Below are 15,056 nucleotides of genomic sequence, written 5' to 3'. Positions count from 1 at the left end.
GTGACCACCGTGCCGATCGAGCTGCACGACCGCGTCTATGACGTCGATCTGACCCAGCTCACCCCCCGCGCCCGTGCGTTCGCCGAGGCCGTCACCCGCTGCACCGGCCACCGCCCCATCGCCGTCGTTTTCGAGACCGGCCGCCTGCTGCGCGAGCGCTCCGATTTCGCCTACCGCTACGGCACCCACCCCGACGCCGACGCCATCGGCGCCCGCCCCGAGCGCCAGACGCTGACCGACTGGTTGCCCGCCCGCCGCGGCGCGACCTGGCTGGGGCCAATCCAGTGGCTGGAGGCCGCCATCCGCACCATTCCCGTGCACGGCTACCCCATCGCCGCCGCCCCCTTCCCCCACTCCGACGCCATGGAGATTGAGCGCGTCCCGTCCGCCGACGCCGGCGCCGCCGACCGCGCTCTGGTGCCCTCCACCGTCCTGGAATACCTGCGCACCGAGCTGGGGTGCCCCCTCTCCCCCCAGGAGTGGGACGAGCTGCGCCAGACCCGCCGCCAGCCCGCCCCCGACCGGTACGTGTGCGACGTGCCCCAGTGGCGCCCGGAAACCCTCCACGCTTTCGCCCGCGCCCGCGCCACCGCCTGACCCGCCGCCAGTCCCTGCGGCCGGGTGCGGCCCGTACCGCCCGTACGGTCCGCACCCGGCCGCTCCGCAAGAACGGACCCGCATGGACACCACTTCCGCCCGGCCCGACGGAGCCGGCCCCGACTGGGGCCAGCGCATCCGCGACGCCCGCGCCGCCAAGGACCACGCCAACACCGTCTACGAACAGACCATCCGCGACGCCCACGCCGCCGGCCGCTCCGTCAGCGCCATGGCCAATGACCTGGGCCAAAAGAGCCGCAAACTGCTGACCGCGATCGTGGGCCGGACCGCGGGCGACGTGCCGCCCGTCGCCCTGCCCGTGGTCGTCTACCTCAGCGGCCGCGGCCGCTCGGACGCCACCTGGGCCGAGATGCGCGCCGCCATGCACGCCCGCGGCTGGTACGCCGTCAGCCACGAACTGACCGCCTGGCACCTGTCCCGCGGCGGCGCCACCTGCGTCCACGTGTATTTCGGCAGCGGTCGCCCGGTCAGCGTCACGCTGGAGGAGGCCGTGTACGCGCAGCCGTACGACCAGCCGCTGTCCGTCGCCGAGCTGCTGCCCACCACCGCCGCCATCAGCCTGGAGCGCGCCCATCCCGAGGCCGCCGCTTTCCAGGTCTCCGTTGCCACCCGTGAGACCGACTGGAAACGCATGGCCGGACGAGGCGAGCGCCCTGCCCCCGAGCGCTACGACGAAGAGCGCATCAACAACACCGGCCGCCCCGGCGCGGTCGTCCTCGACGTCGCCCAAGTCGCCCGGTGGATTGCTGACCTCCTCGAATAACCCCGCCCCGCGAAACCCCTCCCCAGATCGGAGCCCACCATGAACCTCTCCGCACTGCTCGCCCCCGGCGCCACCCTCACCAGCCCCGCCGGCGCCGCCCTGGCCCTGCCCCCCGTCACCGCCGCCGCTCTGTACGCCGCCGTCGGCCACGACAAGGCCATCATGGGTCTAGGAGGCATGCCCAGCGACATCGGCACCCTGTCCCTGACCACCGAATGGGCCGACGACGAAGGCGCGATTGTCACCGTCTTCAGTGTTCTGCGCTACCGGCTCGACACCCGCAACGACATCGACCCCGTCACCCGTCTGTGCACCACCCCCACCTGTCTGGACGAGAGCCTGGGAAACACCGTGCTCAGCCGCACCTGTTACAACCACCTGGACGCGCTCGTACCCGGCTTGCTCCCCCTTGCCGGAGACGACATCCGCCCCGGCGACCGCGAAACCGCCGCCCAGGACAGCCGTCGGATGCGCCTGGACGACTACGAAGAGAACGTGGTAACCCTGCTCGAAAGCGAAGCCCAGGGCTCCCGGAATCTCTTGGAGCATCTGCGCCGCGCCAGCAGCTAGCCCCCGCCCGCCCCCGGCGGGAGCACCGTTCCGCTCCCGTCCGAGGAGCCCGCCCGCACTGTTCTCCCTGACCGCCCCCGAACCGGCCATCTACCGGCCGTTGCACACCGACACGCCCCACCACCGCACCGCCTATGCCCCGACCGCCTGACCGGAAGCAGGAGGACCGCAGCCGCTGAGGTTCGCCGCCGCGGAAAACCTAACGGGTGCCGACCCGCAGCCAGGGTCCCGTTAGGTTTTCCGCGGGCGTCAAAATAGCCGCCCCTGCGCCGAGAATCCCGGGGGCAGGGACGGCAGTTCCGGCTGACTGGCGTACGGGTCGCCGGCGGCTTGCACCCGAGCGGCGACGGCGGCCAGCGCGGCCGGTTCGTAAACCCCGGCTTCGACTGCCCTCAGGACGGCCGTGCGCAGCGCCAGGGCGGCCCGGTGGGTGCCGCGCCGATCGGCCTTTCCGGTGCGCCCCGGAATCGTGAGCCGATCGCGTCGCAGCGCGTCATGGGCATTGTCCGCGGGCGCCCCCAGCAGCAGACAGGCCGGGCGTACACACAGCGACTGGTCACATTGGTGCCGCACGACCAGGCCCGCCTGGATGGGCCCGTGATGAGCCTGCCACGTCCAGCGCGCCGGACTCAGCACCGGGCCCCGTGCACCGTCGGCCGCCGTGGTGTTGGGCGTGGCCCACAGCCGCCCGTATCCGTCATCGGCGACCGCACCCGTCCATATCCAGCAGGCCGACGTAACCACGGTGAAGGAGCGTACGCGCCGCCATTCCCGCGGAGCCGCCCAAGGCGGCACTGGCGTGGCCGGCGGGCGGACCGCTTCGGGCACTCTCGGCATCCTTGTGGTCCTCTCGTCCGTGGATGGTTTCTGCGACGGCGGCGAGCTGAGCGGAGCGCCCACGGCGGGCGCAACCACCGCGCGGCAGCAGCCGCCCCCCCCGCCCGCCCCGGCCGGAGCGCCGATCCGTTCGCGTGCCCGCAGGAACGACGGCCGCGGGACGGCGCCCAACCCCGGGGTGCCCGCAGGCCCGGCAGACGGCCCTGACCACGGGCCCACCTCTTCCGTAGACGGCCGTTTGGACGGGCGCGCGGCGGCGCCGCAGTCGGGGGCGGTGCCGCCACGTAAACCGCTCAGGGGTGCCGCTGCGCGGCCGCCGAAGCGTCAGACGCTTGGTACACCCGGGGTATCGGATGCGGGCTGCGAAGAGGAGGCGTGCGGACCCGTTCGCAATGCGGCGTCACCGCCGGCCGACGGCGCCGGAATGGCGGCGCTCTTCTTGGACTTCTTGGTACCACTGCCGGCGGGGCGGCCGGGTGCTTTGACGGTCGGCTTTTTGAAGCCCAGCCGCAGCAGCTCCGATTCGGACCAGCCCGCCTTGAGCGCCCGGGCCCAGACAGTGGCTTTGGTGGTGCGGGCGCTCTGCACGGCGAGTTCGGCTTCCCGCTCCGCGCTCTCCGCGCCCTTGAGTTCCGCGACGATCTCCAGCCGACCGTTGAGGAGTCGCTGTGCTTCAGCCTGGACGGCGGCCAATTCCTCTTCATAGCTCATGGCGGCAGAGTAGTGGTGCGTGGCGGTAGCCCGCACGCAGATACGGCGACGCCGATGCTGCCGGAGCGGCTACGGCAGTCTGCCGAAGTTGAGCGGCTTGCTCACGCCGCCGCTCTTTAACCGGAGAAAGGGCCGGGGGTTTCCGGGGGCAGCACTCCGCCACACAGCGGGAGCAAGCTAGGCGATCAGGTTACCTGATCGCGTTTCGCACTCGCCTTGCGGCGGCGAGTGCTGGCACACTGGGCGTGTGGTCCCCGACGGAACGGGGTCGCTTCGCTGGAGGAGGTGCGGACCGTGGCCGAGGAGTTGACGCCGCGTCGATCCGCGCCGCCCGGCGGTCGGAACAAGCGGGAGGCCGGCGGACGTCGTCATGTGACCAAAGTGCTCATGAACGATGCCGAGTTTCAGATGGTCCAGGGACGTGCTGTTGCGTTGGGCATCAGCGTGCCGCGGGCACTGATCGAGGCCGCCATCGGCGTGCCGCCGCTGACGAAGAGCGAGCGCGCTGCACTGAACACGGAACTCACCGGCCTGAAACATCTGCTGGGGAACCTGACGAACAACGTCAATCAGATTGCTGCGGCCCTGAACTCCGACGTGTCGGTTCCGGCGGTGCAGATCCGTGCGGTCCTGGCGCGGGCGGAGGCAGCTGCGGCGCGAGTGGAGGAACTGGCCCAGGAGTACCGCGCATGATGCCGAACGTCACCCGCGGCGAGGACGCCCCTGGACTGGTGGGGTATCTGTTCGGTCCGGGCCGTTTCAACGAGCACGTCAACCAGCGACTGATCGCCTCTCACGCGGGCATTGTGGGCCAGGGCGGGCCGCACTTCCGGGGCCCCGGCGAGCTGGAAGCCCTGGCGCGGGAGTTCGACGCGCCGCGCCAGCTGTTCGGCACCGAGGTCAAGGGCGGGCACGTGTGGCACTGCTCGATCTCCCTGCCGCCCGAGGACGGCCGTCTCAGCGACGAGCAATGGGCCCAGGTGGCCCGTCGGGTCATGGACGACATGGGGTTTTCCGAGGCATCGGGGAAGGCGCCGTGCCGGTGGCTGGCGGTGCACCACGGGCCAAGCAAGGACGGCAACGACCACATCCATCTCATGGTCAACCTGGTGCGGGACGACGGCACCAAGGCCAGCGTCTGGCGGGACTATCCGCGGGTGCAGCAGATCTGCGGCACGCTGGAACGCGAAATGGGCCTGCGAGTGGTCGAGGGCCGCGGCGGGCGGACCGTGCCCGGCATCAAGCGCGGGGAGCAGGAATCCGCCGTCCGGCGCGGCCGGCCCGAGCCGGACCGGCGCACCCTGGCCCGGCGGGTGCGGGCCGCCGCCGCCGTCACCGGCAACGAGGCCGATTTCGTGCGGCAGCTGCGCAGCACCGGTGTCATCGCCCGGCCGCGGTACGCCTCCGGCGGCCGGGACGAGGTGACGGGATACTCAGTGGCGCTTCAGCCCGCGGAGGGCGCGCAGCCGGTGTGGTACGGCGGCGGGAAACTCGCTGGCGACCTGTCTCTGACGCGACTGCGCGAGCAGTGGCCGGACAGCGACCCGGCGGCCGCGGTCGCGGTGTGGTCCGAGCGCGGTGCCGGGGAGCGGCGCCGGGTGAATGCGGCCCTGCGGGACGAGGCCGCGTGGGAGGTGGCCGCGCAGCAGATCGCGGACGCCCGTGCACGGCTCGCCGACATCCCGCCGGAGGACACGGTGCGCTGGAGCCAGGCCGCCCAGGAGACGGCCGGTGTGCTGGCCGCGTGGAGCGGCCGCCTGGAGACGGCCCGGCCCGGCCCTCTCGCGCGGGCGGCCGATGTCCTGGCACGCTCGGCACAACGGACGCACGAGGACCGCCGGGCACCGCTCGCGGAGCGGCCCGGCGCACTGAAGGGGGCCGCGATGGTCACGTGGTACGCGAGGGGCGGCGGTACTGGCGTGTGGGGCCAGTTCCTGATGGTCCAGCAGTTGCGCAACGTCCTGCGGGCGGTGCACGACATGCACCAGGCGCGCGACGAGCGCGACCAGGCGCGCGCCATCGCCGCCGAGGCACGCGGCGGACTGGCCGAGCTCCAGCAGGCACGTCAGCAGATGATGCAGAGCCCCGGCGCCCTCCCGGGCCCGGGCAGCTACCGCCAGCAGCACCCGGAGCAAGAGCCGGAGGGCCGCGGGCACGACGAGCGGGGCCGGTAGCCGGCCCGCTGTAAAAGGGGGTTGTGAATGTCTGTCCGCGATGACGACATGCGCGAGGTATACGCGGCATCCAGTGACGCAATCGTGCAGGTCCTACAACTCGTTGTCACCCTGGCCGCGATCATGGCGGAGGACCGTGCCCGGCAGCGCGAGGAGATGTACCGGCGGGAGCTGGAGGCGGAGGCGTCGAAGGCCCGCGCCGAGGCCGAGCGCCTGCGGGCCGAACGGGCCGCGGCCGAACCGCTGCTGCGGGCCGCCCACCAAGAGCGGTTCTGGAAAGACCTGGCGCTGCACCCGGAGCGTCTGGGCCGTACCTGGCAGGCGGCCGCAGAGTGGGCGGGCGGCGACCCGTACGCCGCGCACACGCTCCAGCACCTCAAGGAGCAGCTTGCCGACCGCTACGGGCTGACGGTGCCTGACTGGCCGGTCGGCGGCGGCGACCTGGCCCGTCTGGTGACACTGGTGGACCCCGCGTATCGCAAGCGGCTGGAGGCCGCCCGGCAGGCCGCCGAGCAGGCGCCGGAGACCTCGTACGCCGTCCTGATCCGGGACGCCCAGAACGAGGGGCGCATCCTGTACCGGGGAGAGGGTGCGGCGGAGGCAGGCGTCAGCGCGGAGACCTTTGCGGCCCAGCAGTACGAGACCTGGCAGCAGCAGGCCGGAGCGGAGACGACCCGGGGCCGGGCCGCCGGGGAATTCGTGGTGGAGGTGGTGGAGAACACCGGGCAGGCCGACGCCGGTCACGTGCCCGCCGCCACGGTCAACGCCGCCGACATCCCGGCCGTCCTGGAGGCCGACCGCCGCCGCCTGGAGGAGGTGGCCGCCGGCACCGCGCAGCCGGAGACCCACGCGGAACACTTGCGTGCCCTCCAGGCGGTACTGGAGAAGATGGAGGCCGACGAGAACCGGCGCGTTCAGCGATACCAGGAGTACGCCACCAAGCTCCAGGACACTGACCTTTCGGCGGCCGACGCCAAGCGGCTGACCAGCAACCTCGCGCACATCCAGGAGGGGCTGGAGAAGCTGCGCCAGCAGCAGGTTGATGCCGCCTTGCAGATGGCGGCCGTCGCCGCCGAGATGCACGGCGAAAACCCCCGGCACGTCTACGACGCGGCGCGGCTGTCCGAGAGCCTGGATACGGAGTGGTGGCGTACGGCCAGCGCCCGGGAAATCGCCGGTGTGTGGGACCACGTGGCCCAATGGGAGCCGGGAGCCGCCCGCGCGGAGACCCAGGCCAGCATCCGGGACGAGGTGGAACGCCGTTTCCACATGGCGATCCCCCAGGACGCCGCCGCGGAAACGGTCGCCGCCATCATCGGCGGCCTGAAGGAGGCAGGGCGCCCCGTCCCCCTGGGCGAGGCCGGGGAGAAGCTGCGGATGGAGGCCCAGGACCTGTTCGAGGCCGCCTACGACGACCTGTCGGCCGCCCGGGACCTGGAGTCCCGGCCGGACAGCGAACACGCCGACGCCGAGCGGCAGCGGGCCGCTCAGCTGCGTGAGCAGGCCGACACCGGTATCGTGCGCGGCCGTCTGCTCATCGAGCAGGCCACGTGGGTGGAGGGCCAGGCCCCGGAAACCCTGGCCCGGGTGTACGCGGAGAACAGCGGCGCGGCGGTCGAGGAGCTGCGCGCCGAGTTCGCCCGGCGCTGGGGGCAGGAGGCCCCGCCGGCGGCCGCCGAGACCATCGAGCACCTGGCGGCCGCTCCGGCGGAGGAGCGGGTATGGAAGGTGCTGGCCACCGAGGGTTCCACCGACCTGGCGGCGGTGCCCGCCGCTGTGCCGGTCCAGGCGGAGAGGGCCGCCGAGGCGCCGCGCCGGGAGGCGACGGATACGCCCGCCCGTGCGGGTTCGGAAGCGGCGTACCAGGAGCCGGACAACGTGCTAGACCTGACGGACGAGCTCGAACCTTCGGACCCGGAAGTGCCCTACCGGAGCCCCATGGATGACGATGTGGTCGGGGAGCGCGCGCAGCAGGAGGAGCAGCGCCGTCGGGAGGCGGCCGAGGCCCGCGAGGCCCTGGAGGACCGGGAGGCGGCCGACGCGGTCCGGCTCGCGGAAATGTCCTATCCCGACGGCCCGGAGGCTGCCGTGGCCCAGCCGCCGGCCGCACGCGCCTCCCGGTCCGTGTCCGGCCCCGGAGCCGACCGGCAGCGTGAGGCGACACTAGAGCTCTAGAGCACGGCACACAGCAGTGCGGGCGGACCGGTAACCGGCCCGCCCGCACTGCTATATGCCCGTCTCAGGCGCCGGAACCGTCCGCAGCGGGCGGGGCGGCGCTGAACGCGGGAGAGAGCCACAAGGCCGCGTCCGGCGTCTCCACCGGCAGAGGACCGTGGGCATAGGCGCGGTGCCCTTCCGGAGTGCAGGCGGACAGCGGCCCGGCGTCTTTGTCCATCAGGACCCGCAGGTGCGGATCGGCATGGTGCAGCCACCAGACGGACATGCCCAGGGCCGGGTCGTGGCGCAGATGCTCCCAGGCCCGCCACAGTGCTGTCAGGCGGGTGACCGCCTCCGGGTGCCGCCACCACGCCGGGCACCAGGTGACGGTGGGCCGTCTGAGGTTGCGGCGAACGGTCGGCGCAAGGAAGTCGGCAACGAAGTCGGCGACGGTCGGAAACACCAGCTCGGGCGGCGGCTCCTGGGCTTTCTTCTTCCGCTTCTTGCGGCCTGGCTTCTTCGGGCCGTCCGGCGGTTTGCTCGGCGGGCCGGGCGGCGGCGCCTGCTGCTCGGCAGTGTCGCCGAAGTCGGCCCATTCGTCGTCAAGGTTCACGATGTGCTCAGTGCCCCCGGGTCGTGCCTCTTCAGGGATGCGTTGACCAGTGCCGCGTCCGGGTGTTCCCACCAGCCTACGGTTTGCATGAGAACCGGCCGGGTGCCGGAGGCCAGGAGGACCGCCCGGCCCTGCGGCATGGCCGCCAAATCGTCATAATCGACGATCGCCTCCTCCCGTTCGGACACACTGACCGAACGGTTGGAGGCGAACAGGCCGCCGCCGTTGCCCGGCTGGCGGGAGTGCGAGTACGCGGGCCGTTCGTAGCTGCCGATCTGCTTTTTCAGCATCGACAGCAGCCCGTCATCGGAGACGCCGCCGCCGTAGGTGCGCACGTTGGCCGAGGACCAGAGTTTGGCCATACCGTGCTCACCCCAGGCTTCAACTCCCTGGTCCCAGGACTGAAGGATCGTCATCAAGTTGATACCGCGTGAGCCGTAGTGGCTGTAGACGCTGGGCAGATCCTCCCAGCGGCACACATTCGCCGCTTCATCGAGGACGCCCAGCAGCGGCACCGGCAGCCGGCCGCGCGGGGAGCGGCTGGCGTACTCCTCGGCCGCCTCACACACGGCCAGCGTCAGCGCGGTGATGAGGGCGCCGGTCGAGCCCTGCCGGTCCTTGGAGATCAGATACAGGGTGTCGGTACCGCGTACGAACGCGGCCGGATCGAAGGCCGGGCGCTTGTCCAGCCCGGTCCCCCGGGTGATCCACGGAGCCAGGGCCGGGTCCTGGAGGCACGACGCCATCTGTTCGGCCGTGCCGTAGATGCCGCCGCGCTGTTTCTCATGCAGGTTGAGCACGGACAGAACCGCCTTGGCCGCCAGCCGGTACTGTGGCCCGGCCCCGGACAAAATCCGCTCCGGTTCGTCCTCGTTACTGTCCGATACCCACTCGTAGACGGTCGTGATGGGCTTGTCCCCGAGTTTCGCCGCCAACAGGAGGTTGGCCAGCAATTTCTGTCCGGCCGGTTCGAAGTAGGCATCGGTGCGGGCCCCGGCGGACCGGCTGTTGGAGGCGAAGGCCGCGGCCAGCTGCGTAGCCCGAGTGATGTCGGTGACGTAGGACAGCGGGTCGTAGTACCAGGTGGGTTCCTCTCCGATCAGCCCTTGTAGGTCGAAGACCCACACCTGCCCGTGCTGGCTGCGCGGCAGGCGGGTGGCGTCCACGATGTCCCGCCGGTTGGAGGTCACCAGGCAGGGCGCCGCCTTGTGGTCGAGCATCGGGGGGACCGCCAGGCGCGTCGTCTTGCCCGTCCGGGGGCCCCAGATGTGTACGTGGGTGTCCTCCACCGACCCGTACAGCGGGGTGCCTCCGTAGACGGCGTTGCCGAGGAAGACGCCCGGCACCCGGTCGGCGGGAATGCCCAGCCGGGTGGCCGTGGCCCGCGCCCCCTGCCCGGAAATCTTCTCCAGCTCCCGGCCCTTGGCCATGTGGCGGGCGGCCGCGTCGATGGGCAGGCGGCCTTTGCGCCGCTTGCGGACGGCGCGGACCACCAGGGCGGCCGCGGCCGCGACCGCCGCCGTCTCCAGGCCCAGAGTGATGTTGGCCCACAGGCCGGGCCAGGTGTAGGTGCCGGCGATGAGCAGGAACGGCAGGGAGAAGGGGTTGGCGGGCGGGGCGGGCAGGCCCGCCCGCCCGGCGCCGACGAGCGCCGCCAGCCACAGGGCACCGACCGCCAGGAACAGGAACCCGAAGAAGCCAGGCACCAGGTACGGCGGAACCTCTCCCGGGCCGCGCCGCTTGGATGTCGCGCTCATGCTGTCCGCCACCTGTGGTTCGTGTCGTTGATGGCCCGCTCCGCCTCTGTCAGTTCGACGTGCACCGGAATGCCCGGCTTGCTGCCCACTTTGATCAGGAAATTGCCGCGGCCGGGCGGGTCCGCCTCCCGGTTCAGCTCGGGGTCCCAGCTGGGCGGCGAGGCCCAGCTGTCGAGGAGCTGTTCTTCCACACTGGTCATTTCCACGACGCGGGACAGGGAGCCCATTTCCTTACGGGGCAGCCCGGCCGTGATGACCAGGCCCGATCGCTCCACGAAACCGGATGCTTTGGCCCGGTCCTCCGGATGAGGCAGGGCCAACAGGTCCTCCATGCTGTGGGTCACCATGACCTGGCCCACCGCCTTGCGCCGGTTGAGGCGGGTCAGCGCGTTGATGCGGTCCACCAGGCCCTGTCCGGCCTGCAACACCCGCCACAGCTCATCGAGGATCACAAACCGGTGCTGCTGGCGCTCCAGTCCGGCATCCGCCAGGGCCTGGGCCACGGCGATGGAGCCGAACCCGTAGGACCAGCAGGCCAGCAGTGCGGCCGCCTGCAACGAGGTGTCGGAGTCATCGATCGAGGAAATATCGAAACAGACCGGACGGTCCGAGCGCATCGGTTCCGTGGTGGGGTGGGCGAACATCTCGCCCAGCCGGCCGCGCCCCAGCAGCGAGGTCAGCGACGATTCCAGATTCTCCGTCACGTCCCGGTAGCGGTCCAGATCACCCCGGTCCAGGGCCACCGCCCGCAGGTCCGGCGGCGCGTCCTTGAAGACCTGGAGGAGGTCCGCGAGCACCGGCACGCCGGGGTGCCGGTCATCGAGGATCTGCAAGGCGACCGCCAGCAACGTCTCTTCCCGCGCGTCCGGCGGGGTGGTCCGCAGCACCGTGATGAGCGAGGCAACCGCATTCAGCCGCCGCCCGTGCGCGTCGGCCTCCAGGGCGCGGCGGGCGTCCCCGGTCAGCCGGGCCGCCGCTGTGGACGCCTCACCCGGATCGAGGATGTTGAGGTATCCGCGCCCGCGGCCCAGGGCGATGACCTGCCCGCCCAGGGCCCGGATGAGGTCCACGTAGTCCGGCCGCAGGTCCCCGAAAACCAGCGGCTGGACACCGAAACCGCTCAGGCCGAGCGCCATACGGCGGATGAGCGTGGATTTGCCCAGCCCGGGGCGGCCCAGCACGAAAGCGGACGGGTTGCTGATCAGTCCGGAGCGCTGGAACCAGGAGACGGGGTCGCAGCACACGGTGGAGCCGGTGTAGATGTGGCGGCCGATCGGCACCCCGACCACGGGAGTGCCGGACCCGGCGCCGTACGGCCACAGGCCGCAGACCTGCACAGTGGTGCCGCGCCACTCCGGCGCAGGCTCCAGGTAGGCGGCGGCACCGCCGCCGCGTCCGGACCAGCCCCGCAGGCCCGGGCGGCGCGGCTGCCGTTGTGTCGGTGTATCAGCTGTACGAGCCATCACGGGCCCCCTTCGGTCAGCAGTGCGGGTAAGTCGGTCACATCGCGTCGCGTACGGCCTGCGGCACGGCCACGTGCAGCGGCAGCACCAGCCCGATCGGCAGGGCCGCGGCAAAGGCGGCATCCTGCGAGCCGTAGACGCGCCGCAGGGCGATCCGGGCCGGACCCGACAGGTTCTCGGTCGCGGCCACCGCCAGCGGCAGCCGGTCCCGGTCCAGCACGGTGGCCGTGGCCAGCAGTCCGAACCGGGTCACGCCGGCGCCGGTCGCTTCCTCCTCCGCTGATTTCTCCGCGGCCCGTACTTCGACGTGGTCCCGGGCCCGCGCGACGTCGGAATTGTTGACGCGGAACCGGGCGTTGAGCCGGTCCTGTTCGACAATGGCCGAGGCCCGGGCCGGGTCGTGCAGCCGGTACAGCAGCGTGACCCGCTTGCGTGCGATGTCCGGGTGCGGCAGCAGGAATTTGGTCAGCACGTTGGAGTACACCTCCCCGCGCGGCGCCGAGGACATGGCCCAGGACACCGACCACGCCCCGTCGTGCCAGTACCGTTCCTCGTGCGCCTCATGGGCCGACGGCCCGGCGTCCGTCCACGTCAGCTCGGTGTCCGCGCCGCTGGAGCGGACCTGATCGATCAGTGATGCGACGGTGGGGTCATAGGCGATGCGCACCGCCTCCGCCAGGGCGGCCGCGTCCATCGGGCGGGCGGCGCCCGCCCCGGTCATGGCCAGCCCCTCAGTCAGACCCGGTAGCCGGTTGCCCAACTCCAGGGCCATGTCTTCGGGACTCTGGCGCGGACGCCCGTTGCGGGCGGCTCCGGAGTAGGTCAGTGCGATCCGGGTGGTGATCGAGGCGGAGCCGGCCGGGTAGCTGTCCACGATGTCCGCGAGGACCTTTCGGGCCAGCTCCGGCGCGTCCGGGGCAATGTTCCCGTGGACCTCTTTGCGCAGCCTGATCCCGGAATCGGGTGCTGCCTCCACGGTCACGCTCGCCCCGACCAGGCTCGGTTCGTGGGCGAGGCCGGCCAGCCAGGCGCCCCAGTGCGCCACCCAGGTATCTACCTGTTGCTGATCCACCAGCGCGGACCCGTCCGCGTCGGTGGAGATCACCACGACGTGATGATTGGTGCGGGGGTAGTGCAGCAGGGCGAACGGCCGCCCGTAGGCGTCCTGTGCTTCGGTCAGCGTGGACTGTGCGGCCAGGCCCGGCAGCATGTGAGTGCCGTAGCCGGTACGGCCCAGCGGGCCGGAGCGGTACAGCGTGCTGCCCGAGCGCCGGGCCCTGGCGTACGCGACCCTGGCCAGGATGCGCTGTCCGCCGGTGCGTCCGTGCTTGTCGCGGACGGCCAGCGGTGCCAGCCCGACCAGGAGCAGCACCAGGGCGGCCAGGCCCGCCCAGATGGAGACCAGCGTCAGCAGGACGACGAGCACCAGGCCGCCGAAGAGCAGCATGGTCGGGGCGAGTCCGAGACTGAACAGTCCCGCAGGCCGGGGACGGCGCCAGTTTCCGTAGGTGGGATTTTCGGTCTGTTCAGCGGCTGCCACGGGGGCCGCCCCCTTCCGTGTGCGGTGCGGACCCGGCGGCGGGCGTCGCCGAGGAGCCGGACGGGCCCTTGGAGTTGCCGCCCTGCGGGCCGGGCTGGGCGGTGCCGGGCTGGGCGCCCTGTGGTCCGGTGCCGGGCTGGGCGCCGTTTTGCTGGGCGCCCTGCGGTCCGCCGGCAGGCTGCTGCGCGGCCGGGGCGCCGCCGTCGCGGGCGCCGGGGCCGTTCTGCTTGCTGCCGGACGCCCCGGCTCCGCCGGGCCCGTCCTTGCCGCTGCTATGGCCCCCCTGGGCGGGAACCTTGCCGCTGTTGGGGGGTGATGCTCCAGACGCCTGCGTTGCTCCCTTGGCCGCTCCGGCTCCCTTGGCCGCCTTGGAGGCCCCGGCGGACTTGACCATGACGGCGCCCTGTGCGACGGAGGAACCGACCGTGCCGAGGGAGGCGGCCCCGCCCGCGCCGCCGGCCGCCGCGGCGGCCATCGGCATGACCATGCGCATCATGGCCGGAAGGGTGAACGCCGCCAGCACCAGCAGCATGACGCCGGACAGCGCGCCCATTATGTCGGCGGACTGGCCTCCGCTGGACTTGCCGGAGACCATCTGGTTGAAGGCGGCCGCGTAGACGATGGCGGCCGCCGGCTTGTACAGGATCAGGGCGACGCTCAGGCCGATGGATTTCTGCAGCCAGCTGCGTCCGGCCGCTGTGGAGGAGGCCGCCGCCGCGAGCGGCATCGTGCCCGCCAGCAGGGGGAGTGTCGCTTTCTGGACGAGCAGCAGGAAAATTTGGATCACGGAGCCGAGAATGGCCAGGAAGCCCAGGCAGAAGATGACGGCCGGGCCCAGCTGCGGGTTGGCCACCGTCGCCGCCAGCAGCATTTTGCCGAATTCCTTGCCGCAGCCGTCCCCGCCCCCGCACTGGAGGGAGCGGTTGACGATCCAGATGCTGAACTTGTCGCCCGCCAATACCAGCGCGTTGAAGACGCCCACGGACATGCCGGTGACAACGACCAGCCGTACCAGGCCCTCAAACGCTTCTTTGGCGGGCTGGCCCTTGCGCTGCCAGGCCATGCGGATAGATGCGAGCAGCAGGGACAACACGGCCATCCACGCGACCAGCCACCGGGTGTTGTCCAGGAGGAAGGCTATCGGCCCGCTCTCGTCGCTTATCTGCGCGCCGTCGAGTCGCAGCCAGGAACTGGTGACCACCTGAAGGAATTTGGCGGCAGCCTCTCCGAAGCTTTCCGCGATGCTGTCGAACGTGCCTTTCACCACGTTCTTGACCCCGTTTGTCAGGGGGTCATCACACCCCGCCACCCACCCGATATCAGGCGCACCGGGCGGCAGGTTCGAAAGGACGTCGCAGGGGTCGCCCGACGGCATCACACACCCCCGAACGGGACATAGCCCTGAAGGGAGGTCAGGGTTACCTGCGGTGCCGGTGACGCGGACAGGGACAGCACCCAGTCACCGCCCTGCCACACCGCAGTGACCGGCGTCATGACGAGGCGGCCGGTCGAGAAACGGTGCACCAGCTGAATGACGGCCGTGTCCGCGCCGTACGTCACGAACTTGAAGGCCGCCAGCTGTCCGTGCCGGTCTGCCTCCGGCGTCGCGGGCCCGGTGCTGGCCTCCACCTTCTTGCGTGCCTGGAGGTAGGCCGCCTTACCGTCGCCGGTGGTCTGGCGCTCGGTGACCGTCGCCCAGCCCGGCGCCCAGACGTAGCGGGCGGTGATCTGTGCGACGGCGAGCAGGGCGCCGGTGGGCGTGTGCGCGTAGCAGCGTGCCACGTCCCCCTCCGTGACCGCCGGACCCGCGCTCTTCGACGCGGGCACCGTCACCGTGTAGATCAGGGACCAGT

General features: G+C 71.6%; 13 protein-coding genes and 1 pseudogene. 6 read left to right on the top strand and 8 right to left on the bottom strand.

Features of this window, described 5'->3' with window-relative positions; translation table 11 throughout:
* The 3 genes from ACH4EB_RS36575 to ACH4EB_RS36565 all read left to right on the top strand — a co-directional run bounded on the left by ACH4EB_RS36575 (window position 1) and on the right by ACH4EB_RS36565 (window position 1,951).
* Window positions 1–597, top strand: a complete 597-nt coding sequence (locus ACH4EB_RS36575) for a hypothetical protein (RefSeq protein ID WP_398352742.1) — start codon at window positions 1–3, stop codon at window positions 595–597.
* A gap of 82 nt (window positions 598–679) precedes the next feature.
* Window positions 680–1,381, top strand: coding sequence for a hypothetical protein (locus tag ACH4EB_RS36570; RefSeq protein ID WP_398352740.1), 702 nt, complete (start codon window positions 680–682; stop codon window positions 1,379–1,381).
* A gap of 39 nt (window positions 1,382–1,420) precedes the next feature.
* On the top strand, window positions 1,421–1,951 hold the full coding sequence (locus ACH4EB_RS36565) for a hypothetical protein (protein ID WP_398352738.1): 531 nt from the start codon (window positions 1,421–1,423) through the stop codon (window positions 1,949–1,951).
* 249 nt (window positions 1,952–2,200) lie between these two features.
* Here the strand turns inward: ACH4EB_RS36565 and ACH4EB_RS36560 are convergent, their stop codons facing one another.
* Complete coding sequence (locus tag ACH4EB_RS36560; protein WP_398352737.1) at window positions 2,201–2,695, bottom strand: HNH endonuclease; 495 nt, start codon at window positions 2,693–2,695, stop codon at window positions 2,201–2,203.
* Window positions 2,696–3,112: 417 nt separating this feature from the next.
* Window positions 3,113–3,499 carry a hypothetical protein gene (locus tag ACH4EB_RS36555; protein WP_398352735.1) on the bottom strand — a complete coding sequence of 129 codons (387 nt, stop codon included), beginning with the start codon at window positions 3,497–3,499 and terminating at the stop codon, window positions 3,113–3,115.
* Between the two features lie 294 nt (window positions 3,500–3,793).
* Here ACH4EB_RS36555 and ACH4EB_RS36550 point away from each other — a divergent pair, with 294 nt between their 5' ends.
* Genes ACH4EB_RS36550 through ACH4EB_RS36540 form a run of 3 tightly spaced genes read left to right on the top strand, consistent with a single transcriptional unit; the run spans window position 3,794 to window position 7,848 of the window.
* Complete coding sequence (locus ACH4EB_RS36550; RefSeq protein WP_398352733.1) at window positions 3,794–4,192, top strand: hypothetical protein; 399 nt, start codon at window positions 3,794–3,796, stop codon at window positions 4,190–4,192.
* Window positions 4,189–5,673: a relaxase/mobilization nuclease domain-containing protein gene (locus tag ACH4EB_RS36545; RefSeq protein WP_398352732.1), complete on the top strand. Its 1,485-nt coding sequence runs from the start codon at window positions 4,189–4,191 to the stop codon at window positions 5,671–5,673. Before ACH4EB_RS36550 ends, ACH4EB_RS36545 begins: the two co-directional genes overlap by 4 nt.
* A 27-nt stretch (window positions 5,674–5,700) precedes the next feature.
* A complete protein-coding gene (locus ACH4EB_RS36540; protein WP_398352731.1) occupies window positions 5,701–7,848 on the top strand; it encodes a hypothetical protein in 2,148 nt (715 codons plus the stop codon).
* Window positions 7,849–7,912: 64 nt separating this feature from the next.
* Here the strand turns inward: ACH4EB_RS36540 and ACH4EB_RS36535 are convergent, their stop codons facing one another.
* The 6 genes and pseudogenes from ACH4EB_RS36535 to ACH4EB_RS36510 all read right to left on the bottom strand — a co-directional run.
* Window positions 7,913–8,443 carry a DUF4913 domain-containing protein gene (locus ACH4EB_RS36535; RefSeq protein WP_398352729.1) on the bottom strand — a complete coding sequence of 177 codons (531 nt, stop codon included), beginning with the start codon at window positions 8,441–8,443 and terminating at the stop codon, window positions 7,913–7,915.
* Complete coding sequence (locus tag ACH4EB_RS36530; protein ID WP_398352728.1) at window positions 8,440–10,200, bottom strand: type IV secretory system conjugative DNA transfer family protein; 1,761 nt, start codon at window positions 10,198–10,200, stop codon at window positions 8,440–8,442. The genes ACH4EB_RS36535 and ACH4EB_RS36530 overlap by 4 nt, the downstream gene beginning before the upstream one ends.
* On the bottom strand, window positions 10,197–11,663 hold the full coding sequence (locus tag ACH4EB_RS36525) for an ATP/GTP-binding protein (RefSeq protein ID WP_398352726.1): 1,467 nt from the start codon (window positions 11,661–11,663) through the stop codon (window positions 10,197–10,199). Before ACH4EB_RS36525 ends, ACH4EB_RS36530 begins: the two co-directional genes overlap by 4 nt.
* Window positions 11,664–11,700: 37 nt before the next feature.
* Window positions 11,701–13,203 carry an SCO6880 family protein gene (locus tag ACH4EB_RS36520; RefSeq protein ID WP_398352724.1) on the bottom strand — a complete coding sequence of 501 codons (1,503 nt, stop codon included), beginning with the start codon at window positions 13,201–13,203 and terminating at the stop codon, window positions 11,701–11,703.
* Complete coding sequence (locus tag ACH4EB_RS36515; RefSeq protein WP_398352722.1) at window positions 13,190–14,470, bottom strand: hypothetical protein; 1,281 nt, start codon at window positions 14,468–14,470, stop codon at window positions 13,190–13,192. The genes ACH4EB_RS36520 and ACH4EB_RS36515 overlap by 14 nt, the downstream gene beginning before the upstream one ends.
* A gap of 107 nt (window positions 14,471–14,577) precedes the next feature.
* Window positions 14,578–15,056 (bottom strand): annotated as a pseudogene (locus ACH4EB_RS36510) (hypothetical protein); the annotation flags it as partial.

This window comes from Streptomyces sp. NPDC018045 (assembly GCF_044327445.1).
In the GTDB taxonomy this organism is placed as follows: domain Bacteria; phylum Actinomycetota; class Actinomycetes; order Streptomycetales; family Streptomycetaceae; genus Streptomyces.
Note: the sequence above shows the minus strand (reverse complement) of the source record. Positions and strands in the feature narration are given on the sequence as shown.

Coding starts and splice junctions, on each gene's coding strand:
- ACH4EB_RS36565 (WP_398352738.1), top strand. CDS start 1,421: ATGAACCTCTCCGCACTGCTCGCCCCCGGCGCCACCCTCACCAGCCCC.
- ACH4EB_RS36530 (WP_398352728.1), bottom strand. CDS start 10,200: ATGAGCGCGACATCCAAGCGGCGCGGCCCGGGAGAGGTTCCGCCGTAC.
- ACH4EB_RS36570 (WP_398352740.1), top strand. CDS start 680: ATGGACACCACTTCCGCCCGGCCCGACGGAGCCGGCCCCGACTGGGGC.
- ACH4EB_RS36545 (WP_398352732.1), top strand. CDS start 4,189: ATGATGCCGAACGTCACCCGCGGCGAGGACGCCCCTGGACTGGTGGGG.
- ACH4EB_RS36525 (WP_398352726.1), bottom strand. CDS start 11,663: ATGGCTCGTACAGCTGATACACCGACACAACGGCAGCCGCGCCGCCCG.
- ACH4EB_RS36555 (WP_398352735.1), bottom strand. CDS start 3,499: ATGAGCTATGAAGAGGAATTGGCCGCCGTCCAGGCTGAAGCACAGCGA.
- ACH4EB_RS36540 (WP_398352731.1), top strand. CDS start 5,701: ATGTCTGTCCGCGATGACGACATGCGCGAGGTATACGCGGCATCCAGT.